Annotated in this window: 18 protein-coding genes; 5 read left to right on the forward strand and 13 right to left on the reverse strand. The window is 47.2% G+C overall.

Going from position 1 to position 26286, the window contains the following annotated elements:
• Position 1: 1 nt before the first annotated feature.
• The 6 genes from D7322_RS15435 to D7322_RS15460 form a co-directional block, all read right to left on the reverse strand.
• A complete protein-coding gene (locus D7322_RS15435; RefSeq protein ID WP_121125189.1) occupies positions 2–2299 on the reverse strand; it encodes a Gldg family protein in 2298 nt (765 codons plus the stop codon).
• A 12-nt stretch (positions 2300–2311) separates the two neighbouring features.
• Entirely contained in the window at positions 2312–3256 is a 945-nt protein-coding gene (locus D7322_RS15440; RefSeq protein WP_121125190.1) for an ABC transporter ATP-binding protein, read from the reverse strand.
• Positions 3257–3384: 128 nt separating this feature from the next.
• Entirely contained in the window at positions 3385–4764 is a 1380-nt protein-coding gene (locus tag D7322_RS15445) for a RagB/SusD family nutrient uptake outer membrane protein (RefSeq protein WP_183078719.1), read from the reverse strand.
• A 14-nt stretch (positions 4765–4778) separates the two neighbouring features.
• Entirely contained in the window at positions 4779–8312 is a 3534-nt protein-coding gene (locus D7322_RS15450) for a SusC/RagA family TonB-linked outer membrane protein (RefSeq protein ID WP_183078720.1), read from the reverse strand.
• 251 nt (positions 8313–8563) lie between these two features.
• Positions 8564–9787 carry a FecR family protein gene (locus tag D7322_RS15455; protein ID WP_121125193.1) on the reverse strand — a complete coding sequence of 408 codons (1224 nt, stop codon included), beginning with the start codon at positions 9785–9787 and terminating at the stop codon, positions 8564–8566.
• An 88-nt stretch (positions 9788–9875) separates the two neighbouring features.
• On the reverse strand, positions 9876–10466 hold the full coding sequence (locus tag D7322_RS15460; RefSeq protein WP_121125194.1) for an RNA polymerase sigma-70 factor: 591 nt from the start codon (positions 10464–10466) through the stop codon (positions 9876–9878).
• Positions 10467–10873: 407 nt separating this feature from the next.
• Here D7322_RS15460 and D7322_RS15465 point away from each other — a divergent pair, with 407 nt between their 5' ends.
• Positions 10874–12751 carry a glycoside hydrolase family 2 protein gene (locus D7322_RS15465; protein WP_121125195.1) on the forward strand — a complete coding sequence of 626 codons (1878 nt, stop codon included), beginning with the start codon at positions 10874–10876 and terminating at the stop codon, positions 12749–12751.
• 104 nt (positions 12752–12855) lie between these two features.
• Here the strand turns inward: D7322_RS15465 and D7322_RS15470 are convergent, their stop codons facing one another.
• Entirely contained in the window at positions 12856–14337 is a 1482-nt protein-coding gene (locus D7322_RS15470) for a hypothetical protein (protein WP_121125196.1), read from the reverse strand.
• A 36-nt stretch (positions 14338–14373) separates the two neighbouring features.
• Complete coding sequence (locus D7322_RS15475; protein WP_121125197.1) at positions 14374–14562, reverse strand: hypothetical protein; 189 nt, start codon at positions 14560–14562, stop codon at positions 14374–14376.
• Between the two features lie 316 nt (positions 14563–14878).
• Here D7322_RS15475 and D7322_RS15480 point away from each other — a divergent pair, with 316 nt between their 5' ends.
• On the forward strand, positions 14879–15505 hold the full coding sequence (locus D7322_RS15480) for a response regulator transcription factor (protein WP_121125198.1): 627 nt from the start codon (positions 14879–14881) through the stop codon (positions 15503–15505).
• 35 nt (positions 15506–15540) lie between these two features.
• On the opposite strand, the gene D7322_RS15485 is transcribed toward D7322_RS15480, so the two are convergent.
• Together D7322_RS15485 and D7322_RS15490 are read right to left on the reverse strand one after the other, a co-directional pair.
• The gene (locus D7322_RS15485; RefSeq protein ID WP_121125199.1) at positions 15541–16977 is read right to left on the reverse strand and encodes an alanine/glycine:cation symporter family protein; all 1437 of its coding nucleotides are present in this window, start codon (positions 16975–16977) and stop codon (positions 15541–15543) included.
• Between the two features lie 344 nt (positions 16978–17321).
• A complete protein-coding gene (locus D7322_RS15490) occupies positions 17322–18629 on the reverse strand; it encodes a mechanosensitive ion channel family protein (protein ID WP_121125200.1) in 1308 nt (435 codons plus the stop codon).
• Between the two features lie 178 nt (positions 18630–18807).
• Here D7322_RS15490 and D7322_RS15495 point away from each other — a divergent pair, with 178 nt between their 5' ends.
• From D7322_RS15495 to D7322_RS15505, 3 genes are all read left to right on the forward strand, one after another.
• Positions 18808–19797: an NAD(P)H-dependent glycerol-3-phosphate dehydrogenase gene (locus tag D7322_RS15495; RefSeq protein ID WP_147430433.1), complete on the forward strand. Its 990-nt coding sequence runs from the start codon at positions 18808–18810 to the stop codon at positions 19795–19797.
• A gap of 1 nt (position 19798) precedes the next feature.
• Positions 19799–22048, forward strand: a complete 2250-nt coding sequence (ggpS, locus tag D7322_RS15500) for a glucosylglycerol-phosphate synthase (RefSeq protein ID WP_121125202.1) — start codon at positions 19799–19801, stop codon at positions 22046–22048.
• Between the two features lie 248 nt (positions 22049–22296).
• Complete coding sequence (locus D7322_RS15505) at positions 22297–23118, forward strand: phosphatase PAP2 family protein (RefSeq protein WP_121125203.1); 822 nt, start codon at positions 22297–22299, stop codon at positions 23116–23118.
• Between the two features lie 17 nt (positions 23119–23135).
• Here the strand turns inward: D7322_RS15505 and D7322_RS15510 are convergent, their stop codons facing one another.
• The 3 genes from D7322_RS15510 to D7322_RS15520 form a co-directional block, all read right to left on the reverse strand.
• Positions 23136–23882, reverse strand: coding sequence for a LytR/AlgR family response regulator transcription factor (locus D7322_RS15510; RefSeq protein WP_220700090.1), 747 nt, complete (start codon positions 23880–23882; stop codon positions 23136–23138).
• The gene (locus D7322_RS15515) at positions 23872–24939 is read right to left on the reverse strand and encodes a sensor histidine kinase (protein ID WP_121125205.1); all 1068 of its coding nucleotides are present in this window, start codon (positions 24937–24939) and stop codon (positions 23872–23874) included. The genes D7322_RS15510 and D7322_RS15515 overlap by 11 nt, the downstream gene beginning before the upstream one ends.
• A gap of 549 nt (positions 24940–25488) precedes the next feature.
• Positions 25489–26280: a hypothetical protein gene (locus D7322_RS15520; protein ID WP_147430434.1), complete on the reverse strand. Its 792-nt coding sequence runs from the start codon at positions 26278–26280 to the stop codon at positions 25489–25491.
• Positions 26281–26286: the final 6 nt, after the last annotated feature.

Here is a 26286-nt window from a genome sequence, read left to right on the forward strand (position 1 = left end):
CTTACCGTCCTCTTCTTCTGATCCAGATGACAATGCCGGTACCCAGCATGGTCAGCGGTATGATAAATTTGATAAGTAACTCAAAATAGGTCCATGTGCTTTCGCCGATGCGCAGCGTTTTGTCGATCGGATCGGGAAGTCGCATGTCGACAGGCACCTCACCGTCACTGAGCCAGGAAAACGCAGCACTGACCAACGAGAAATTGGAGGCATTGACCTGATTGCGTTTAATAAATAGTTCGCTGTTGCTGATCCAGTCGGCATCGCCGGTGACCAGGATTTTCTGTTGCTTGGCTCCGACTTTACGGGATAGTGCCACGACTGTGGGACGAGCGCCTTCACGTTCGCCAGCACTGGGGTTTACCATCGGCTTACCGTCGATAAAATTGAGGTTTTCGAGCTCATTCCAGGTTCCGCTACTATCGGTTGCAAAGAGTACTTTGGATTGGAACGGCGAGGCTGGCGAGACGATGATGCCCGCTGTTCCGGACATCGTGATCACCTCTTCGCGGCGGTTCATGGGCGCCAGGTAGTAGGAAAATTCCTCACCGGCTTTCGTCGGCTTTAGGGTGAGCAGATCCGGCTGAAGTGCTTCTTGCTGTTTGACCAGCACACCGGGCTCGAGGGTCAGACCCAGTGGTGCAGCGATCCGGTTGAAAATAGCTTCCTGGCCCGGTTCTCCGGCCAGCATCATATTGCGGCCACTGGCGATATAGCTATGCAGGTTGGTCAGTTCCTGTTCGTTGTATGGCCGGCGCGGCTCTGCGATGATCAGGATATTGATATTCTCCGGAACTGGCCTCGAAAGATCGATTTCTTTAAAATCAAAGCCCTGATTGATCATGGAATAACGAAAGGTCTTTTCCTGAGTAATGGTTTTGTAGCCACGGTCCTGTGTAGAATTGCTGTTGCGTTCGCCATGCCCTGACACGAATCCCACAATAGGAAGTTCGTCCATGACCAGCCGCTTGATGGCTGCACTGATCTCTGATTCCAACGGCACACGCTGCATGTCGTCATAGACACGCAGAAACGTCTTGCGGCCATTTTCACGTTCGAGAACACGGACAAAACGATAATTCTCCGTGGAGAGATCGACCTGATTCTTAATGGCAGCGTAAGGCAGGATGTCAAATTTCCACTTGTTGAACTTCCGTAGGGTATCTATCCGCTGTTCGGCATTGAGCTTGGGAAACTGACGGTCGAGAATCGGGTTTTCAGTGTGATGATAGTAGTACACGTATTCCATCTGTATTTCCGGCTTAAACCGGATATACTTTTCAAAAGAACCGACGTCGCTTTTATACGACGAAGGAAGGCCGATAAAGCTGTTGGCGTCAAGCATGTTGACATAGGTGGTAATCTTAAATCCGCCCTGAAGTTTGGCCATGATCGCCTGGCTGCTGGGACGTAGGGTATTGCTTTTGCGGTAGGTGCTGTCATAATAAAATTTGACGAAAGGCAATGTGGTCAGGTACCCGATCAGGAATACCGCTAGGGTGATGCCGCCAAATTTCAGCAGGTTCTGGCCCGTAGCCTGTTTTTTACGTATGGCCTGCAGGCGGAAGATCGTGAAGCTGACAAACAGGATGTTGACCAGCAGAAAGTAAAGCACATCTTCACTGGTGACCATACCGGCAATGAATGTATCTGCCCGGCCGTTGATCGCCAGCCAGTAGGTGATCTCGCGCACAAAAGGGATGTCCTGCCAGAGGCCTCTGGCGAAGTTCATCATAGCAAATACGCATAGGGTTCCTATTGCAGCTACGATATTATAACTGGTCAATGAGGACATAAAGAGGCCGACTGCTGCGTATGCAGACAAAAGCAGAAAAAGACCCAATAGGCCGGTAAGCATGGGGCCGATATCAGCATTGATCAGGGTACCCATGGTAAAGATAATCAGCAGCGACACCAGAAGTGTGAGTACGAGACCAAACAGCAGCAGCGCGATATACTTGCCTAGAATAATCTGGCTGTTGGTAACGGGAGAGGAGTATAGCAATTTAATTGAGCCGCTGCTGTATTCCCTGCTCATGATGCTCATGGTCAATAGGGGCATGTAGAGGTACAGATAGGACTGTATTTTCGGATAAATGCCCCCCCAGGCAGATGAAAATAAACTCTCTGTCGCATTGACAAGGTCAATTTTCATGGACTGTACCTGTACCATACCCGCGTAAGATCCGGCGAATAAATAGCCTATCTGGAATGTGAAGATCATCAGGATAAGCCATGCGACGGGTGAATAAAAGAGCACCTGCAGCTCTGTTTTTGCTATTTTTAATGTCGTTTTCATGTTTGGATTGAGTTAAACTTTTCTTTTTTTTCGGGTCATCTCGGCAAATACAGTTTCCAGAGAGCTCTTTTCGGAATAAATTTCGATCAGGTTCCATTTTTCCTGTACGCTCCTTTCGACCAATGCTTCGACGAGCTCTTGCGTATTCGTGGAGCGGATCCGAAATTTGATATTGCCGAGAGGCTCCATATCCACAAAGCCCGGAAGCTGTAGAAAAGCTTCTGCAGGAGGTGGTGATATCAGGCTGACAACGACGCTGTTGGGTGCTACCTGGTTGTCAAATTCTTCAAGCGATCCTGAGAAAATCATTCGGCCTTCATGGATCATCCAGATGTGGTCGCATAGTGCCTGGACTTCCTGGAGAATATGGGTCGACAGGACTACGGTACGTTCGGCTGCAATCTCGCGGATCAGGTGACGGATGTCAAGGATCTGATTGGGATCAAGGCCATTGGTCGGCTCATCCAGTACCACAAAATCGGGTTCATGGATGATGGCCTGCGCTATGCCAACGCGTTGCTGGTATCCGCCCGACAGATTTTTGAGCAAGCGATGGCGAAAATGTGCGATGCTGCACTTGGACAGCACACGTTCGATGGCCGCCGGAATTTGGTTCGGCTCCATGAGCCGTAGATTGGCTGTATGAATGAGGTATTCCTCTACCGTAAGTTCGGGGAGCAAGGGCGGCTGCTGCGGCAGGAAGCCGATGTGCTTTTTGGCTTCCACAGGGTTCTGGGCCATGCTTATCCCCCGGATATAAACTTCCCCGTGGGATTGATTAACCACCCCGCACATGATATTCATGGTGGTGGATTTTCCGGCTCCGTTGGCGCCCAAAAGACCATAAATGCCGTTTTTGCGTACTTCAAAATTGATGTCTCTGATGGCCCATTGGACGTTGTAACGGTGGGAAAGGTCTACCACCTGAACAATAGGACTGTCGCTTGCTGTGATCATTTTTATCTTTGATTTGGTATGAGTGATCCCGGGCAGGGTGTCCGCTGCTGTCCGGACACCCTGCCTGCTGTCAGTCGAAGTAGGTGATACTTACGCTGACAGTGGGTATGATATGTATAATGTCTTTGTTACCTCGGATTCTGAATAATTTCGGGATTGAGAACAATGTACTTGGATGCGATAGGCAACACATAGCGGTTGCTGTTGGGCTCCAAGGTGAATGACTCACCTTTATATACGCGGGTCTGCGTGCTGATAAAGCCCGGTTCGGCAGCTAAGCGCTTCTGGTCAAACCAGCGGAGACCTTTGCCCATCAGTTCTCTCCGCCGTTCGTTGATAACCCCTTTGAGCACCGACTGCTGGTCTGTGATCTGAAGTGGCTGGTATGCATCCGGTTCAAACCGCTTGCTGCGCAGGGTGTTCAGTATATCCAGAGCCTCCGTAAACCGCCCGGCATCGCGCGCTAAGGCTTCCGCTTTGATCAGCATCATCTCCGGAAGGGTAGGCCCGTTGGTAATTTTGGCGTTAGCCGAAATAATACGGTGTTTGTTGTAGGCTTTACCCTGGAACGGTGTCCAGGTAAACACACTGCCGTCTACCGTAAATAATGTACTCCGGAGATCGCCCGGTTCGAAGAGCGCAAGCAAGGCAGGATTTAGCGAGAGGGTGGGAAATGTATTGCGCAGACTTTTGATAAAGATCTCCTCCGTATCGTCAAGCACATTGGGGTAGGTGTTGGGCACCGCTTTGTACTGATTGAGATCGATCAGCTTGTATTGCGGTCTGGCCAGTACCAGTTCTGCGTACTGCAGTGCTTTGCCGTAATTGCGCATCTGCAGATAGACACGGGCAAGGATGGCCTCGGCTGCCGGGCGCGACGCCAATATGTTGAAACCGGGCTGTTCAGGAAGATCGGGAATGGCCGAACTGAGGTCTTCAATAATCTGCTTGTAAACTGTTTCCACTGATTTACGGTCCAGTTTAGCATAGAGGTCGGGACTTGTCAATAAAGGAACCCCAAGGTCTGTGGCGGCGCTTGTCTCTTGATACTGCTTAGCATACGTATTGACCAGGTGAAAATAGTTGAGTGCGCGGTGCACCTTTGCCTGGGCCAGTATATTTTTCTTCTGTGCTTCGCTGCCCCCCTGGCTGTCCATGATCTCTGCGGCGATCTGATTGAAGAGGTAGATCTGTTTGTACTGGTCGGCCCAGTCGGCATCTTCGTTGTTGTCGCCCACCAGATCACTTTTCCAGCTATAGGCGTTGGCATCGGTTAACGATAAGGTATTGAGGTAGGCTTCGTCAGACCCGTAGATGTCATCGCTTGCCAGCACGGGCCAGTAGTAGGATTTCTCCACTGTTGTACTGTTGTTGAGCAAACTCTGGTAGTCCTGTGTATATTTTAGTTCGCGCTTACCCACAAGGTCAATCTCCACAAACTTCCGGCAGGATACCATACCGGTGGTCATCAATGCAGCGAGGCTGAATGCAATAATTCTCTTTTTCATGTTCATCATAGTAGTTAAAAACCCATATTAACGCGGAATACATAACTTGTGACCGGTGGCATGCTGCTGTAGCTGCCGTCAAACATATACTCTGGGTCAACATCGCGGCCGGTCTTTTTCCAGAAAAGCCCCAGGTTGGTTGCCGTGGCACCAATACTCAGCGATTTGATGGTCCTGTTGTTGCCCAGCATACTGGCCGGAAAGCTATAATTTAAGGAAAGCATCTGCAGGCGGATGTGGCTGGCGTCAATCACGTTGATATCTGCAAGTTCAAAGCGCTGTATACTATTGATATTGGTATTGATGACGCCGGGAATATCGGTATGGGCCTCGTCTCCGGGCTGGCGCCAACGGTCTACCAGGGCCTTGCTATTGGGCAGGTATCCATCAAAGCCTGCTGTATTGCTCGGGTATTGTGTGGAGTTGACCTCCTTCCAGCGGACTTTGTGTCCAAATTTCATGGTCATGCGTGCTGTAAACGTGAAATTTTTGTAGGACAGGGTGTTGGTCCAGCCGCCAAAATAGGGAGCGCTCATACGGCCCATATAAAGCAGGTCTGCAGGGCTAAAATCGTCTGTGGACGTTTCTGAATCCAGGATATTGCCCTGTCCATCGCGGATTTGTGATCTACCTTTGTTATCAAGGCCTGCCCAGCGGTAGGCAAAGAGCTGATCAATAGGGTAGCCCTCGATCGGTGTAGATGTCTGTTCCGGCGTCTTGAGTGTATTCGGAAAACGATCGTCGGTAACTTTATTGTCGCTGTACGAGAGATTAAGTGCACTATTCCACTGCCAGCCGGCCTTCTGCACGATCTGCCCCTGGATATTGATATCTATACCATGGCTTTTCATATTGGAGGTGTTGAAGGACAGACTGGACCAGCCGTAGGTAGAGTTGTAGGGTACTGACGCAACGATTCCGTAAGACCTTTTGCTGTAGTAATCGAGGTTGATGGTGAGCCTGTTGTTTATGGCGGTGAGATCAAGCCCCGTGTTGAATGCCCGTGTGGTTTCCCAGCCCAGCATCTGATTGGCCGGAATCACAATGGAGCCGGTGGGAAGCTGGGTGAAGAAATCGGTTATTGAAGCCGAATACAGGGTGAATGAAGTGCCGTCTTTTGGCACTGAGCCTCCGGTACCGATACTACCGCGCCAGCTCAGCATATTGATCCAGGGGATGGTTTTCATGAAGTTCTCTTTGTGCAGATCCCAGCGTAGCCCCGCAGACCAAAAAGGCTTTGCACGTTTGGACCGGTCTACGCCGATGATTGTAGCATCGTCAAAGCGTATGCTACTGCTTAGAAAGTACTTCGAAAGGAGGGTGTATCCCGCATTGGCGTAATAGCTCAGATAACGTATGCGGTCAATATTGATCGGTGCATCTTGTATATTCAGCGTTTTGCTGCCTCCATATATATCTTTATAGGGAACTGTTGGATTGATAACCGTGGACTGGTAGGTATCTTTGTCGAATCCATATCGTGTCTGCAGATAACCCATTGCCTGACTCTGACGGATTTCACTACCTGCAAATACGTCAACTTGATGAATATCGTGGAATGTTTTGGAGCCATCGAGCTGGAAACGTAACGAATAGTCATCCATTTTGTTGTTTGAGGTGACATATTTACCGCCTAGTGGAACCCCGTATATCAGCTTTCCGCCGCTATTTACTGTGGTGCCGGTATTGATGAGGTCGCGCATCTCATAACTGTTCTTGTCGCGCAGGCTCTGCATATTGCGGAGCCCTTTCTGGTAAGAACCCGACAGTGTTGCGTTCAGCCAGCTGTAGGCACGATAGGATAATTGCCCTGTAAAGCGGGTCAGGTTATTGTCATAATGATCGTTGCTCTGCGTGAGTTCGTCGATGTGGTTATATGACCAGGGCAGATAACCCTGGCTTTCGAAGCGCTCTTGCGCAACGGTTGGTGTGAAAGCATAATAGCGGCTGATGCGCTGTCCATTCTGATCCAGCAGCAGATTGTAGGGCGTGAGGCCAAAAGTCCCGGGACTGATGGCGCTGATCGCAGCACCGTTAACATTGCTTTTCTGAATGGTATGATTGATGCCTAGGGCTACTTTAAGTCTTTGGTTAAAATAACTGTTTTCGACATTGAATGTCAACGACATATTATTGGTATTGTTTTCACGGTATATAGGTCTGTCTTTTGAATATACCGCAGAGGCATAATAACGGGCGCCCTGTACGGCTCCATTAAAAGACAAGTTGTACTGTTGATTCTGAGCCGCCTGCAGCAGTTCGTTTCGGATTTGCTGCCGGTTGTCGGTCTGTGCCAGCTGGCTGAGTATGCTGTTTTGCTCGGCGAGGCTGATCTCTCCCCGTTTGGTACGGAACATGGTCATAATGGCGTCGGATCTGTTGGGGGCCCGCCAGCCTGAAGTCGGATCGTAGTAGAAGTTGTTGTCAAACATTTCCTTTTCGAAATCGATATATTCAGAGGCGTTCATGGTGCGCAGATCGTGCAGGCTGGGCGGGGCGGAGGTCCCGAAAATTGAAGAGAAATTGATAGTGTTTTTGCCCATTTTACCAGCTTTCGTTTCGATCACAATAACCCCATTGGCTGCCCTGGATCCCCAGATGGAAGCTGCCGCTGCATCCTTCAGGACAGTGATGCTGGCGATGTCATCGGGATTGAAATTGTTGAGTATGCCCGCACTGCTGCCCGTGGCTGAAAGACGGTTGCCAGATCCCGTTGGATTGGCAGTCAGCTGTTGTTCCATGGCCGGAAAGCCGTCGATGACAATCAGCGGCGTACTCGTCGAACCTGAAAAGGTATTGGGTGAACGCACCAGGATACTATGGGTTTTGGTGTCAAACTGAACGCCCGGTATCTGCCCCTCGAGCCGTTCCATTAGGCTCAACGCAGGACTTTGCTGAATTTTCTTTTCATCGATGACCACAAGCGAGCCTGTGGTTTTGCCGGGATCAAGTTTCTGGTAGCCGGTGTTGGCCATGACGGATACCTCATCTAATGCCGCGATCTGCGGCTTGAGGACAAATAGGGGGCCTAGGTTGCTGGCTGGGGTGCCGCTGAGGTCGATCTGACGCAGTTCGTATCCCAGATAGCTGATTTCAAGAACAGCATTGCTGGGCACATTGGCCAGGACGAACACTCCTTTGCTGTTGGTCAGGGTCTGATTATGGGTGCCTTTTATACGTACAGTGGCGCCCGCAAGTGGCTTCTGTTGCGTATCCGTCACGATACCATTGATCGTCCGTTGCTGTTGGCTGTCCGTCACGATGATCGTATTGTTGCGGACGATAAAGCCTAAAGGCTGTCCCTGAAAACAGAGTCCGAGCACTTCCGAAAGCTCCAGTTCGTTTAAACTAATGGTTAAAGGCGAGAACGATCTATTGTGTTCGGGACGGATCACGTAATCGTATCCGGTCTGCGACCGCACTTGTTGAAGGATTTCTTCCAAGCTGGCACGTTTGACATTTAGGTTAATTTTGTTTTGGCCGTGCAGGGCTGTGGCTGTTTGTAAAAACAAAACCAAAAACAAAATGCAGAATAATTGAAATCGCATAAGCAATTTGATTATAAAGTTGGAAAAGACAGGCGGTCTGTGGATCGGTTGATTTACCTTATACTTTTCGTTAGCAAAAAAATATTGATACATTTGTTTGTTGATTTTTGGACATACATGTCCCTCTTGACAAGGAGACATGTCATGCAGTTCATAATTTTCGTAATAAATGCTAGGCGTGAATTCAAAAAATCAATTCTAGGGGCGGTGCAACGCCTCTAGATTTTTTGAAACCACAGGTGTTTGGTTTGTTAGGGTATGACCATCAGCCTCCTTTCTTTTTCGTTGTTGCGGATATCAAATTTGATTCCTGTCGTGGTTTCCAGTATTTCGAGTACTTGTTGTAAAGTCTTCTTTCGGGATATGGTGCTGATATAGCGCTGCTGTCCGACAGGGCCGAGGTATTCTACTTCAATATTGTACCAACGGGATATTTGGTCCATGATCTCCCGGACGGAGGCAGAATCAAAGTAAAAATCGCCGTTTTTCCAAGAAAGATCTTTGGAAAGATCGACTTCCAGGAGTTCGAATTCTTTGCCCGTCTGTACAATTTTCTGGCCGGGCTTAAGAAGTATCGGTGCCGGATTGGCCGGATTGTTCAGCGCGATGGATCCCTCTTCCAGAGTAAAGCTATTCTGTTTGTCTTCCCTATAGGCCTTAACGTTGAATTTAGTGCCCAGAACCTGCACTGCATTTTGGCCTGCATGGACGATAAATTCCTGTTTGATCATCCGGCCACCGGAGCTGATCTGACGCTTGCTGACCTCGAAATAACCTTCACCTTCCAGCGTCACTTCGCGTGTACTGCCCGTAAACTGTATCGGAAAGATCAGCTTGCTGTCTGCATTAAGCGTTACCCGTGTACCATCTGCCAGCACGATCTTGTAGGTATATCCTTTGGGAACGATGAGCGTGTTGCTCAACATCGCGTGGGAGCCATTTTTTGACCCGTCTGTCTGGTAAACGAGCTGGTCGGTGTCACTCCAGTCGATGAGGATATCGTGATCCTTGCGACTGGAAGACCCATTACTGCGATTAAGTGCGATTTGTTCGCCATTTGACAACTGTAAGACCGCACCGCTGCTCGCCGGGTGTATGGACGCAGTATTCGCGCGGGTGGCTGATGATTGTTTGTCAGCTGTGGTTTGGACCGAACTGTCCTGATAATTAAAAGTAGGCTTTTGCTCAATAGAGAGGTAGTATGAAGCGAGTCCGATGATGGCTATGGAGGCTGCTGCGGCAATCCATTTTCGCCATGCAGTATGGGGTTGTTTTGGAGAATGTATGTGAGAATGGATACGGCCCCAGCTGTCTGCAATATCTGCCTGCAGCTCCGGGGTACTCAGATCGAATTCCGGAAGCTGTTCGGCCTGAGCGATGTACCAGTCTTCGACAAAAGCTGCCTCACTATCGGTACATTGGCCCTTGGTGTATCTTTTCAGTAGGTCGTCATCTATTTTTAACGGTTCTCTCACGTCTTTTGCGTTGTTGTTTTGCTGTATAACAGTTAAGTCCGCCGCAGGTCCCAGATGAAAGTGAAATTTTTTTTAAAAAATCTGACCGTTAGGGCCGGTCTGGAAAAAATGCAAGAATAAATAAGAGCAGAGGCAGCTTGTTGCGCAATAACTTTAGCGCGTTTGAAATCTGATTTTTTACGGTTTTTTCACTGATGCCAAGTTTTTCGGCAATCTCTCTGTGACTCAAATAGTGTGTACGGCTCAACTGAAAGATTTCACGCATCTTTTCAGGAAGATTCTCAATTTCTCTTTCGATGATCGCCTGCAGCTGTTTTTCGCGGATTACATGATCTGTGTCTGAAACATAGCTGACGGCAAAGGATGACATGCTATCCAGGTATCTGTCAACTACTTTGCTATGTGAAATATGATTTATCAATTCATTTTTCACGACCTGATACAGATAGGAAGACAGCTTAATATCCGTCGGCAGCTTGCCGCGGATATCCCAGATTTTAACGAAGACTTTTTGCAGGATGTCTTTTGTTTCCTCACGGTCGCGGATAAATCTATTGGCATGAATGTACAAAGGAACACTGTAACGCTTGTAGATGACAGAGAAAGCTCTCTCGTCATCCTGGCGAATCAGATCGACCAGAATCCCGTCGGATAGTGTGGCGTATTCGCTGTCCTGCATACTTATTTAGGTGTGTTTTTCAAAGGCGAACTATGTGAAATCAGGCACTTTTTTACCAAAGTTCATCATTTAATCACACAAATATAACTTTTTCGTAAAATAACTGTCCAACTTTTACGAAAATTCCACTACCGTTAGGACTGGAAGATCATATGGGATACAGTTTTCATAAGCATAACGTGGCTAAAGCTGCCCTGTTTGGGTATCTCGGCTGAATTTGTAATATTATTGTTCATTTATGTCCTGCAAAAGTTTTAAATGACATCTTTGTAATATATAAACCCGATACCATAAGCATGATTGACACGAAGTATTAACGAGAAGATACTTCAGGTCAATTTAATAAATCAATTTAGCACGCTGATGAGCGGTACAAACAAGCATATAAACAAACCAAACCTGATAGAATGATGACAAGCACTAATTTTCGTTTCTGGGCTCTCTTAATGGCATTGCTGGTGACAGCGCATGCACAGGCTCAATCGTTAGCAGACTTTACGCTGCCCACACCCTGGACACAGGAGGCGCTGACGGCAAATATACCTTTGCCCGAATATCCGCGGCCGCAGATGAAGCGTAAGGAATGGCAAAATCTCAATGGCCTCTGGGACTATATGGGCGGCAGGTTACAGCAGGATCCGCGGACAGCCACCATGGCTCCGGATTTTCCTGCCAGAACGGAAAAGATACGGGTACCCTTTGCTCCTGAGGCGGAACTGTCAGGCATAGCCCGCAGTGGCGAGCAGTTTCTGTGGTATAGGCGTAATATCGTGATTCCGCCGACATGGAAAGGCAGCCGTGTCTTACTGCATTTTGGTGCTGTGGACCAGTATGCTGTTATTTTTGTCAACGGCAAAAAAGCCGGGGACCATAAGGGTGGATATCATGCCTTTAGTGTGGATATTTCGGACTTTCTAAAGCCGGGCGACAACAGTTTGGTGGTGGGGGTCTACGACGCTAACGATGGCAAGACATCTTCGGGCAAGAATGGTGATAAGGGCGACTATACCTTCAGTTCGGGCATATGGCAGACCGTGTGGATGGAGCCAATACGGAAAGAGCATGTTACACAATTAAAGCTGATCCCTGATCTAAAGAATAACCGGTTGCAGATAACCGCATTGACCACTGGAGAACGGCTAAAAGTGGTGGCTACGGCACATGATGGTATAACACAGGTCGGCAGGGCAGAAGGTGTGGACAACGCCTCATTTTTTCTACCTGTCCGCAACCCGCATCTATGGACTCCGGATGACCCTTTTCTATATGATCTGCAGATTCAACTGCAAGATAAACAAGGACGTATCGTGGATCAGGTAGAGTCCTACTTCGCTATGCGTTCCATCAGCATCGGCAAGGTGGACGGTGTTAACAGAACGCTGTTAAATGGCAAGTTTGAGTTTCAGATCGGCGTGCTGGATCAGGGTTACTGGCCGGATGGGATCTTTACAGCGCCGACGGAGCAGGCGCTGCTGTACGACATTCAGCTGGCCAAAAGGGCAGGTTTCAACGTGATCCGCAAGCATATCAAAGTTGAACCGATGCGCTGGTACTATCATTGCGACCGCCTCGGGATGATGGTATGGCAGGATATGCCCAACTTGTGGTATCCCGATGATAACGATTCGGTAGCTGTGCGCCAGGAGTTCAGGAATGAGCTCAAACAGATGATGGACCAGCTGATCAGCGTACCTTCGATTGTCACCTGGGTGCCTTTTAACGAAAATTGGGGTGCCTTCGAGGTGCCTGATATCACCAACTGGACCAAAGCGTATGATCCTACACGGCTGGTGAACGGCAATTCAGGGTTCAACTATGCACCGGGCTACCGGCCGGCGCAAGGTGATCCCGGCAACGGCGATTTTGTGGATATGCACCACTACGGAAAGATGGAGGACAAAGCATTTCCGCTTCCCGACGAGAAGCGGGCAGCTTCCCTGGGTGAATTTGGCGGTAAGGGACTATTTGTACGCAATCATATGTGGCCGGTGCCTAATAATGCCTACGAAATATTGATTAACAAGGAAACATTGACGGATACTTATATTTATCTGCTCAACGAGATCGAACAGCGGATGATATATAGGGGATTGAGTAGTGCTATCTATACCCAGACTTCAGATGTGGAGCATGAGATCAACGGTTTGGTCACCTACGACCGGCAGGTGGAAAAGCTCGACCTGGACAAAGTGAGGTGGATAAATAGGGAAGTTATCAAAAGCGGAGGAAATATCGGCAAAAAGAGAAACATAAGTTCGATATCAAGAGTGTATCCCGTAGAATAAATCCCTAATACTATCGCTTTGGCTTGCTAATGAAAAGGGACCGTACAGCATAGCGCTACTGTACGATCCCTTTTTTCGTTATAATATAGACCATCAGGGTCAGGCTACTTGTTTTTCACACAACGAATGGCAGCCCAATTATTTTGATGAATATTCACGATCGAGACGCTGGTTGCTGTCAATATCAATGCCGGCTTGGAATTACCCTGTACAGTCGGGCTTGCCCAATATACCCCAAGAGCATTAGTTGGAATATCGTTGTTACCAGAGACGGATCGGGTAAAATCGTTGTCAGGTAAGAACATGTAGTTGTCCAGATTGCTTGTCGGCAGTATAGAAGTTCCTAAAAACCATCCGGTCTGCCCATTGTAGCTTCCGCGTACGGTACCTTGGTTGATCAAAGATTGATACTCAGTTTGCGTTGCCGTGCGCCAGCCGGTACCAATGGCCGTCTCACAATAAGAGGCAGAACCGTTACCATTATAAACACTACCTTTCAAATATTGGGCAGCAGCCAGGGTGATGGGTGCGGTACCTGTCAAATTGGCCGAACTCCAATAATAATTGGAATTAGGTACATCTATTGCCCCTTTAGGGACAAGGCGCAGTTTTAAGTTATATTTGACGCCTTTTTGTAAGCTCAGGTCCGTCAGGTTGATCAGTCCGGATCTTACTCCATTCTGAACTGCATTTAAGGTGACCGTCCCGAAGCTGACTTTACCGGCGCTAGTTCCCTCGGTAATGATCAGCGCAGGGCTGCTTGTCCATAGGAGTCCTGATCCGCTGAAGCTGATACTACGGGCAGTGGAAGAGCCTCCCTGTGTAAAATGGCCGTCAGACAAGTGAACGTTGGCCGTACCGTAGTTCGGGGATATGCTGCTACCAACGATAGAGGTGATATTGCCCACCACATTGGCTGATGTGCTCTCCAAGGTGGCCTGTACCTGCGTAAATAAATGGCTGAGGATAAGATCCAGAGAGAGGGTCTGATTTGCGGTTACACTGGCGGTCTGTTTTTGCCAAAGTACATCCGTGTCTGCACCCGGCACATCAAATGTGATATTGGCAAGGTTCTGGTTGAAATTGATATTCGGAAATGTATGGCCGTTTGCCACAGCGACGGCAACGAATGTGTAGGCACCTGGGGCAAGCGTAAGATTCCAGTTTGTACCACTCCCAGTATAGGTGAGTACACCAGAATCTTTAATATAATCGCCGGCGGAATTATAGGCGGCAACCGCATATTTGGCGCCGGTGCCCAGTGGCTCGGGGCCGGTCGCCATTTTAAGTCCTGCTGAAGCGCGCAAAGTACCGGATAGATCGGATGTCTCCGGTGACAGCGTCGCCAGCGCAGTTAGTTCATCTCCAAACGGGATAGAAGCTCTCTGGATAGATATAGGACTGCTTGTATTGCTGGTATTGGATAGCTTTAACTTAGGTTCCGTGCCCTCGTCAGAATAGGACACGCCTCCGATTTTGACACTTACTTTTCCTTCTGTTCCGACAGGATCCGTGCTTTCATTTTTGCTGCAGGCAGTAAACAGTACGGTAAAGAGCGCCAATGCTTGAATAAAATGATTTTTCATTTTCTTAGTGGGTTAAATTAATAGCGAATTGAATGATTACCACCAGCCGTCACTCTGGCTGTGAGTCTGTGATTCTTCGTTATCCCATGTTTGTTGGATGTCACCTGAGGCCTGTGCGTTAGACCCTGCGGCGATGCCATGTTCCAATAAGACCTTGGTCACCCGTATCTGAGGTGCCTGGTACTCCAGTTTGCCTGACTGGAGTTTAATAGGTTTCTTTTTCATAATAATATGTTTTATCAAGGGTAAATACTATACACTATCGTTAGCTCAGCATTATAACTTAAACTTCGGCTCAATTGTAAGTAGCCGCACCGTATGTGATTTGGCCATAAACTAAATTCTGGTGTAAAAAAAAGGCTTTATGGATTGAAAACGATAGAGTGAAAGGGAATATCACCTGTTTATGCGATTGTTTGGCTTCAATATAGCATGAATATGCGATGGCTGTAGCTTATAAGCTACAACTATACAATAACACGCTGATATGATTATATCAAATGATTAAATTTGTTTACTAGATTAATAAAAAGCCAATATTATGAAGACCTCCAGGCATGCAGTTATCTTAGATGATCAAAAGATTGTCGCCTTCTCGCTTGAGCTGTTGCTCAAACGTGAATGTCGGATAGATATAGTCCAATCCTTTAACAGGGGTAACGACTTAATTCAATTTTTGCGCGCTTTCGGAAAGGAGGAGCTGCTTGTTTTTCTGGATTATTACCTCCAAGATGAAAATGGACTCTCCATACTGACAGAAATAAAGCGTATCAATGGAGCCGCAAAGGTTATCTTTCTGACCGGGGCAACCGCACCGGCTGTGTTAGCGAGTATGTTGCAATACCGTCCAGATGGTCTATTGAGCAAATCCTGCGAACTGGGGGAGATACAGGCCTGTTTGGCAGCAGTAAAAAGTAGGCAGACCTTCATCTGCAGGGAATTCGAATATATCTTGTCCAGCAACGACAAAAGAGCGGAAACCTTTACGCCACGGGAGATCGAAGTGCTGCAATATTTCTCGAATGGCTACAGTGTGGCCGAAACGGCTTCAAAAACCTTTTTAAGTCCCCATACGGTAGTGACACACCGTCGAAAAATGATGGCTAAAGCCGGCTGTCAGACGATTGCCCAAATGCTAAAATATGCACACGAGCACAATCTGATATGATGTGCTGAAAACATATGAATGGTTACGGTGCCAAATTAGGGCTGCTCTTTGGTCCAAAGATCCATGTTCGGAAAATTAAACTTATCGTTGTTAAAAACCGGATCTTTCTTGGCCTTCTGCTGCTCACAATAGTCATCATAAATGGCTAGTACTTTTTTGTGAAGCAGAAGTATGGCAATCAGGTTGAGCCAGGCCATGAGTCCGACGCCAATATCGCCAAGTGTCCAGGCAGACTTTGCCGTACTGATGCAGCCTACATAGGTGGATACTAACATAAGCAGGCGCAAAGCCCAGATAAGTATGGTCTTGTGCTGTTTTTTGCGGCTTACAAAGCTGATATTAGTTTCGGCAATATAATAATATGCCATGATGGTAGTGAACGCGAAAAACGCTAAAGCTAAAGCGACAAAAGCGTCCCCAATGGCAGGGAAGTGATGTGACACGGCCTGTTGCGTAAAGCCCGGTCCCATTTCCGTAGCGGGAAGGTGCTGTACGATAAACCCTCCGTTTGGATTTTCCACATTATATTGTCCCGTAAATAGGATCATCAACGCTGTTGCTGTACAGACAAACATGGTATCGACATAGACCGAAAAGCCCTGAACCAGCCCCTGCTTGATCGGGTGCGATACTTCGGCGGCGGCGGCAGCATGTGGGGCGGTACCCTGACCGGCTTCATTGCTGTAAATGCCCCGTTTTACGCCCCATGAAATTGCCATGCCTGCCACAGCACCAAAGGTTGCCTCCAGATTGAAAGCGGCTTTTACAATCAGTGAAATGACGGCTGGTATCTGTGTAAAATTGAGGCCAATAATGACTAATGCCATCAGAATATAGGCTCCCGCCATAAATGGAACGACATACTCGGCGACGGTACTGATCCGCCTTACACCGCCGATAATAATGATGGCGAGTAAAGCCGCTATGGTTAATCCGGTGACGCCCGGCGACAAGTTGAAGGCTGATTCAACCGCCGCACCTATGCTATTACTCTGCACGCCTGGGAGTAAAAATCCGGTACTGATGATCGTGACGATAGCGAATGTCCAGGCGAAGGCCTTGGAACGCAACCCTTTCAGAATATAAAATGCTGGCCCGCCGCGGTATTCTCCATCATTGACCTCTTTGTACATCTGTCCGAGCGTAGCCTCCACGATGGCCGATGCACTGCCCAAAAAAGCGATGGCCCACATCCAAAAGATAGCTCCGGGGCCGCCCATGGCTATGGCTGTAGCGACACCGGCAATGTTGCCCGTACCCACACGGCCGGAGATAGCGAGCGAGAATGCCTGAAATGAGGAAATTCCTTTGTCCGAACTACTACCATTAAAAAGCAAACGTATCATTTCCCGAATTTGCATGAGCTGCGGGCATCGGAAACGTATCGTAAAATAGATACCTGTTAACAGACATAAGTATACCAGAGCATCACTCCAGATGATGTTATAAATTTTATTGATAATATCGTCCATATTTTAAAATTAAATCTTTAGGCGCATTAAAAGTAGGGAAAAACGGGGTAAAACATAGTATACTTTCTTAAATTTCGTATAGATTGTAGTGATTTGGTTGAAATTGGCTGTGTAAATTATGAATAATTCGCTTATTTTACTTTTAATTCGGGTTATTTGTGCAATATGGAATGAAAAAAAATATTGAATCAGTATTTTTTTTAACAAGATACGTCGCTCACTCGATTTGTTTCAATAATGTTTCGGATATCGCTTGAAAGTGGATGACAAATACAGCAGACCATGGCTGCAAAAGTACTTTTGCAGCCATGGTCTGCTGTCTGCGATTGATTGAGCCTTAAAATTTAACTGAAATTGCGTGCGGCCATGAGCATGCGCAGGTCATCGGATGCGGGCAGTTCAAACACCTGTAGGTGAAAGTGTTTAATGGCGGCCAGCAAATGGTCAAATATATCGGCCATGGTATCTTCGAAATAAACCCATTGAGTACCCTTGGTAAACATGTACAGTTCCAGCGGAATGCCGTATTCGTTGGGCGCGAGCTGACGCACCAATAAGGTCAGTTCCTGATGGATATTGGGATTGTGCTTGGCATAGGCAAGTACATAGGCCCTGAACAGACCGATATTGGTCATTCTCCGGCCATTGACTGGCGAGGAGCTGCCGGTATCCCGGGTTTTGTTGTAATCGGCAATCTCACGCTCCCGCTTTTCGATATAGGGGGCCAGCAAGTGGATTTTTTTTAATGCTGTAATTTCCTCGGTGCTGAGATAGCGTACAGAAGACATTTTAATGTTCAAAGCCCGTTTTATCCGACGGCCGCCAGTCTCCTGCATCCCGCGATAGTTTTTGAATGAATCACTTAGCAAGGTATAGGTCGGTATGGTGACGATGGTCTTGTCCCAGTTCTGAATCTTCACATTGTTGAGGTTGATCTGCAGCACATCGCCGTCAACACCATATTTGGGCATCTCTATCCAGTCACCCACACGGACCGAGTCATTGGCCGATACCTGGATACTGGCGACAAAGCCTAGAATAGTGTCTTTAAATACCAGCATGAGGATGGCGGATGCCGCCCCCAGCGAAACGAGAAAAGACCAGGGCGAATTGCCGGTCAGCAGCGACACGGCCAGTGTGCCGATGACGAAAATCAAAAAAATCTGTACCACCTGCAGGTAACTGTCGATGGGCTTGTCCTTGAATCCTTTTGACGTCCGAAAAATATCCCTGCAGGTTTTTAACAGGCTGTTGACGAGATGATACACCATAAACAATACCAACAAATCCAAAAATTTGACAATCGTGGCTGTCAGTACCGGAAAGCCAAGAAAGACGACCGGAAGCAGCTGCCGTGTCAGTAGCGTTAATATGGTCCGGCTTAGCTGCACATGCACCTTATTGGCCAAAAGGAAATCATCCCATTGGGTGGAGGTTCGCCGGGCAATTTTGTTCAATGCCGAATAGAGGATGTTGCGTATCAGGTAATCCAGCGCGTAGAGTAACAGGGCAAAAGCCAGAAGTAATCCGACTGCCGTACCCATATGGGCCTGCTGTTCGGGTAAACCTAATGTCGTAAAGAGATCGAAGATGTACTGATAAATCGAACTTGATTGGTGTTCACTGAAGTTGAGCATGTCTAAATTTTTCATATGAACAGACAAATTTACGAAGAAATATAAAAACGGTTTTTTATGTGGTAAACACCCTTTAATAGCAGCTTTTCTATGTTTTATTTGCTTATTGATTAATTTTTACGTATATTTGTAAATTAATAGATAACCGGATGGCGAAAACTTTCTGTTTTTGCGTCTTAAAACCCCCGACAATTTGAATGAGATTAGTGTGATAGGTGGTGGGAGTTGGGCTACGGCCCTGGTTAAAATTTTAACAGAAAATAGCATCCATGTCAACTGGTATATGCGGCGTTCCGAGCAGGTGCGATCGATAAACCGGGATGCTATTAACCCTGACTACCTATCGTTTTTAAAACTTGACAATACAAAAATTTTTGCCTCCGATCAACTGGACGAGATCGTGACCCGGTCGAAAGTAGTTCTTTTCGCCGTGCCCAGTGCGCATCTGGACAATGTTTGCGCTGCAATTCCCAAAGAGGACCTCGCCGAAAAATTTGTGATCACCGCCATAAAAGGGACCGTCGGCCCTGACAATCTGCTTCCAAGTTCTTATCTCGCCCGGTTTTTTGAGCTGAAAGATTTTCAGCAGGCGATGATTGCGGGCCCTTGCCATGCCGAGGAAATCGCACGGAACAAGAAAACCTATATGACCCTATGCAGTTCTAATGAAACCTTTATCGGTAAGATCTCAAACTGGTTTGCTTCAAGTTATATGCAGGTAAAGTACAGTCCGGATATGGTGGGGATGGAGTATGCTGCCATTTACAAAAATATTGTGGGTATTGTCTGTGGTATGGCCCAGGGACTGCATTACGGTGACAATTTTATGGCGGTGCTGGTCTCCAATGCCATCGACGAACTGGGGCTGCTGCTGCGTGCCGTTGGCGCACCCGATGCCCGGTTGGGAAGCTCTGCCTATTTGGGCGATTTATTAGTGACGGGCTACTCCGCGCATAGCCGCAACCGGGCGTTTGGTAAATATCTTGGCCAGGGGTATTCGGTTTTCGAGGCGCGTCAGCTCATGGGGATGGTCGCCGAAGGATACTTTGCAACAAGGGGGCTGATGGCGACGGTAAAGAGCCTCGGGCTCAATTTACCCCTGTTACAGACAGCCTATCGGGTGCTATACAACCATATGGCTGCAATGGATGAATTTAAACTTTTAGAAAGGAATATCAGATAATATGCTATTAGCAACAGATTTAGACGGAACTTTTTTAGGCGGAAAGATGGAAGACCGCCTCAGATTATATAGACTGATCAAGACCAGCCCCAACCTGCAGCTGGTTTTTGTCACCGGAAGAGGACTGGAGTCGGTATTGCCGCTGCTGAGCGATCCGCTCATTCCGGTGCCGGACTTCATTATCGCCGATGTGGGTGCCACGGTCGTTAACGGCCATAGCCTGGAAGCGATTGAGCCACTGCAGAGTGAAATTGAGGAAAAATGGCCGCAGACTTATGCGATCCGCGCTGCGCTGGAGGAAATTCCGCAGCTGAATTACCAACATGTGCCACAGCAGCGCCGCAGCTCCTTTTATTATGAAGCTGGGGTAGACCATAGCCTGGTGCAGCAGGTGGCCGACAGGTATGACTGTGACATTATAACTTCGGCTGATAAATACCTTGATTTGCTACCTAAAGGTGTCAATAAGGGAACAACATTAAAGAAGTTGGTCGAATTCCTGGTTGTCCATGCGGATGATGTGATGGTGGCCGGTGATACTTTAAATGATCTGGCCTTATTTCAGATCGGTTTTAAGGGTGTTGCCGTCGGAAAATCCGAACCAAGTCTGCTGCAAGCGATTGCTGAGCTGAATACGGCTTATAACGCGGAAGCTGCAGGAGCGGGCGGAATACTGGAATATATGGGCAAGCACCGCCCGTTTCAACAGCTGATCCGTGGGGAAAAAAAAATTATACCTCAAAAAAGAAAGTCCAAGAAATCCGATCAGCTGGTGATGGTATACCATCGGTTGCCTTTTGAAAAGGAAGCGGTCAATGGTAAAACGGTACGGGTTGCACCCAAAAGTCCGAACGGCATCATTCCCTCGCTGCTGGGCTTATTCGAAAAGGGAAGGTCTGGCCTCTGGATCGGTGAGGAAGTGATCCAGCAGGACGGACAGCCGGTTCCAAATCAGCTGGTGGATGAAAGCTGCTATCCTAATCTGGTCGCCTCCACCATATCGTTGTCAAAAGAGGATATTGATAAATTCTATCGTGTATTCTCCAAAGAGGCATTTTGGCCGACGATCTTTTCCTTTGTGGACCGGGCCAAGTTCAACCACGAGGACTGGGCGCATTACCTGATGATCAACAAGCGCTTTGCCGAACGGATCGCCCGCGAGGCCGACGAGGAGGCGCTGGTGTGGATCCATGAGTATAATCTGTGGATGGTGCCTTCTTTTTTAAAGACCATGCGTCCCGATCTGAAAATTGGTTTTTTTCACCATACGGCTTTTCCGGCAGCGGATATTTTTAATATTATTCCCTGGCGCAAAGAGATCATCGGCAGCCTGTTGCTCTGTGATTTTATCAGTTTTCATATCCCACGCTATGTGGAGAATTTTGTGGATGTGATCCGCAGCCATACGCCGTTTAAAGTAATCAAAAAGGTAGATGTCGCCAATCAGTTCCTGACCTATAGCTGTGCCCTCGGGGTCGATCAGATGACCAAGATCATTGAGGTGGACGGCCGGCAGATCAGGCTAGGGGCACAACCGGTCGGTGTCAACAGGGATCATATCGAGCATATTTTGACTGATGATCACATTACGGAGGAGATCAATGCCCTCAAAAAAAGCAAAGCGGAATCTGAAATAACGCGTATCATATCCATTGAGCGCCTGGATTACGTCAAGGGGCCGTTGGAAAAAATCCAGGCTTTTGGCGAATTTCTTGCCGAGTATCCCGAATTTCGGGGTAAGATCGAACTGGTCAATGTCTGTACACCGCCATCACAGGGAATGACGATCTATGATGAGATCCGGGATCAGGTGAACCAGGCTGTGGGTGAGATAAATGGTAAATATGCCACAATGAACTGGACGCCTATCCAATATTTTTACAGGGCACTGCCTTTTGAGGAGGTGATCAAGCATTATGCGCTGAGCGACGTTGCCTGGATCACGCCTTTGCGCGACGGGCTGAATCTGGTCGCCAAGGAATACATTGCTACCCATGGCCTATTGGAGACCCCCGGGATTCTTGTGCTTTCGGAATTTGCGGGAGCTTCGGTCGAATTGCCTTATGCCATATTGACCAATCCCTATGACCGCAAGAGCATGAAAGATGCGCTATTAAAAGCGCTCGTCATGGAGCCCGGAGAGGCTCAGGTCAGGGCGCGTAGGCTGTATGAGCATATTGAACACTACGATATCCATTATTGGGGTAAGGATTTCGTCAAAGAGCTTGAAAAATCAGGTAAGAGGCTTTGAATAACAATTACGGAGGCTGATCTGCCGCCTCCGCAATTGTCCAATGGTCTAAAATGTCGATAGAACGACAGTTAAACTGGCCATATAGTGCGGCTGTCCTTTTTCAAAGGGGCAGTGGTGCGAGAAAGTCACTCGTCCCTCATTTCCGCCTACAGGTCATCACACCGGATCCCGTCATCAATAACTTGCTGTAAGACGCCGTCAAGTCATCAGTTTTGTGTCCGTTAACGATTAACGGACACAATTTTATGCGTATTACAGTTCTTATTGCCATCATTTTTAGTTATGCGAATACATTCGCACAAAATCCGGTTTCATCAGATTCAATAACCGTGCAGCAACCACCGGAGTCAATAAATCTGCAAGTGGTCCGGCCGTTGGACTCCGGGCGAACAGGTCCTGACATATTAACAAAGAATCATCGAATCGATCCAGCATTGATCGCCGCGGGTGCATTCATGGGATATGGTGTCATCGCCCAATACAATACCCCGTTGAGAGGACTGGACATGAAGGTGAAAAACGCCCGTGAAAAGTACTTTGCAGGCCGGACTACAATAGACGATTACCTGCAATATCTACCTGCGCTCAGCGTATATGCCATCGACCTGATGGGCACGCGGCCAAAGCATGATGTAACTGACCGGACCTTGGTCATGGCAGTTTCACACGCCATTATGGGGCTAACTGTGCAAACGCTGAAACATACGACAACAGTGCCGCGCCCCGATGGTTCCAACACAAAATCCTTTCCCTCGGGCCATACCGCCACAGCATTTGTCGGTGCTCATATTTTATATAAAGAGTATGGGAATAGCAGCCCCTGGATAGGGATCAGTGGCTATATGATCGCAGGCGCTACTGGCGCGTTGCGGATCGTGAACAACAAACACTGGTTAAGCGATGTGGTAGCAGGTGCAGGGATCGGTATAGTAAGTACGGAAATTGCCTATCTATTATTGCCGAAACTGCATAAATTATGGTCTAAGAAAGAAAATATAAACGCCTTAAGCATTTTACCTGTAGTAGGGAGTAAGCAGGCGAGGTTATCCATCACCTATAGATTTTAGAAACTTTTGGGCAGGTATTACCTGCTCAAAAGTTTTCTGCTGACAACGGTCTTAAATAACTCTTCACGCCGATATTTCGAAAGCGGCAGTTCTGTCCCATTAACATAGACCCTTCCGCCACTGATTTTTTCGATATGAGATAGGTTGACCAGAAATGACTTATGGATTCTGAAAAATGCTTTGTCGGGCAGCATATTTGCGGTGACATGCATGGTCTGGTGAACCAGATATACTTTATCTTTCAGGTATATTTTGACATAATTTTGCATCGCCTCAATGTATAGGATGTCTGTCCATACGAATCGTATGAAGGTATCCCCCTGTTTAATATAGATATCCTGATCTCTTGTCGTCATCATGTCGCGAAGTGCTAACTGTGACCGATACATTTCATGGGCTTTTTGAACCGCTTGAAAGAATCGTGGAAAACTGATCGGTTTAAGCAGGTAATCGACCACATTTAACCTAAAACCGTCCAGTGCATACTCGGAATAAGCAGTCGTCATGATGGTTAACGGTGTCTTTTTTAACGACTCTAACAGTTCGATCCCCGACAGTTCGGGCATATTGATATCGAGAAACATCAGGTCGATCTCATGTTCACGTAAGGCACGAGTGGCTTCTATGGCAGAGAAACCGATCTGTGTGACTTCAAGGAAGTCTAACTTTTCAATATAAAATTTAATTCCTTCCGCAGCCCCTAATTCATCATCGACAATAAGGCATTTGAGTGGCGGCATGGGTGTTTCGGATTTAATGGTCATGCTGTTCATGAATAGTGATTGTGAGTGTGACCTGATAGCGATCTGCTGTGTCATTGATGATCAGTTCGTGTCGGTTAGGGTAGATCAGCGATAGCCGTTCGCTTACATTTTTCAACCCTATACCAGTATGATCCGCCTTTTTGGGCTGTATGGATCCTTTTGAATTTTGAATATCCAGTTTGATTGTTGCGGCGTCCTGGCTGATTTGTATGGCGATAACACCTTTCTCCGCAGTGGCCCGGCCAACATGTTTGAACGCATTTTCGATGAATATAATAAATAAATGAGGGGCAATATGGACCTGTGGATCAGTCAACTGAACGTCGCGGGATACCGTCAGATTGTTTGCCCAGCGATAAGTCTCGACTTCAATATAATTGTTGATAAAGGCAATTTCTTCCGCCAGGGAGATATGTTCTTTGTCAGCTCCATACAATTGATAACGTAGAATATCCGCATATTTAATCAGCAGCGTGGAGGCAAGCTCGGTATCTTTTTGGATCAAAAGATGGATATGGTTCAATACATTGAACATAAAGTGAGGCGTGATCTTTGACTGGAGTGCATGGAGCTGTATCTCCAGGTGAGTCTTTTTTAATGTCAGGTGCTGCTGATGCAACTTGCCGTGTTCAAAATAGACCTTTAAGCCACCAAAACCAAGATTAAGAAGGATACTTACCGGAAATGTACTCGCCAGTGTCGTCACAAAGGTTTCCCGTTCCTGAGCGACTTCCGATAGGGGCAGGTAATTGCGATCCTCAAGGAAGTATAATCCTTCTTGAAAAATCCATAATAATATAGCCTGGAAGACCGACAACGTCAAAAAGTGGGGCAGGATGGAATACAACTTATTGCTGTCGATCGCTTTGGGTAAGATATAGTTACATAGAAAATAAGTTGTCGTACATAAGGTCCCAAGCAGCGATATTCCAGATAGTATTTTCTGGATGACCATTGGATAGTCAGAGTCATCAAATACCCATAGTACTGCTGTGATCATTCCCCAAAGGAGGAAAAATAGTGCGTTGAAGCTATTTAGCCTAAAGTGTTTCATCATTGCTTTCGTCCATAAGACATGAAGGTTACAGTACGGTATTCATCCAATTGTAAAGAAATATATCCTGCTTGAATGGGCGTTTTGATTATTTAAAATAAGATTGAATGCTTAGGGGTAAAAATACGCATTTATCCTTGAATATAACCTGTTCAGGATCTATTAAGGTCTGGTATTTCGATTATTTCCCTTAAAAGGGGGAGAGAACAACTTTTGCGGGGACCCTAGTTGGATTTTATTTTCCGTATCATGGGAACGGGGGGGGCGTTTGCCTAGCGCCAGTAGCGATCCGATAACTGAGGTCAAGGCCGGCCGGTCCGCATTTTACCGCCAGCAAAACCTGGGCTTGCTCTAAGAAAAGCTCAAAAGTCTTCGGTATTTGTGAGAACTGGTATCGGTTGAATGGCGTAGAAAATCTTCTGCTGTGTGCTCATGTGAAACAATGCATTTACAAAAGAAGTGGTGGATTTTTTGCCGAAAAATAGGCGGGAAGGTATATCTTAATCTAGGTGAAAATATACTTTCCCGCCTGTGATTTACATGTTGATCCCGTTAATCCAAATAAAAGAAAAGTCGGCTGAATATTTGATTCGGCACCTTGGGTGCAATAAAATAGGGTTGCACCTTTCCTTTATCGTTCAATTTTGGGAAAAAGAACCCAACGGCGGGCAATTTACTTTTTGCTTCATCGCCTTCAAAGGCCCATTCATCCGTATTCGCCTTGGTGAAATGAACCGTAGCACTCCGCAGGTCGACCTCTTTGTCAAAGCCCTTGAGTGGCAGATAATCGACGTAGACCCATTTTGCGGGAAGCACGTTCTTTGCAATGTACTCCTTACGGACATCGCCCGTGGTTGCGTTGACCTGCTGTAGCGAAATATCAACCGGGAAATCAATGCTTTTATCATAAATGTAAAAGCCTAGTTTATTGACATTGGGGTCGGCAGCAGGGGGAACCACCTGCTGTACCTTGCCGTCAAAATAGAGGTAGTTGAAATTGACTCTGATGGTATTCTCTGGCAATTCAGCACTGTAAACTACTTTCTTGGTCACGGTATCTGTTAAGGTAACCAGCCGTTTTTTTGGTACTTTGTAGCTAAAGGCCGTGGTAAAATGGATATTGCTCTTGGGCTGGATAATAAAAGCGCCGTCTTTATGATCGAACACAGTGGTATCGATCGCCACCACTAAAGGATGCTCAGCACCATTGTGGCCATTGATCAGGATATGCATCGCGCGCTCTACTTCAACAGTATCCTTGTTGCAGGCACAGAAAAAGAAAGGAATACCGATCAGCAGCAGCGCCATGCATGGGAAAAATGTCTTTGTCAACAAATTTTTCATCTGTAT

This window comes from Sphingobacterium puteale, from assembly GCF_003627955.1.
GTDB classification, from domain to species: Bacteria; Bacteroidota; Bacteroidia; order Sphingobacteriales; family Sphingobacteriaceae; genus Sphingobacterium; species Sphingobacterium puteale.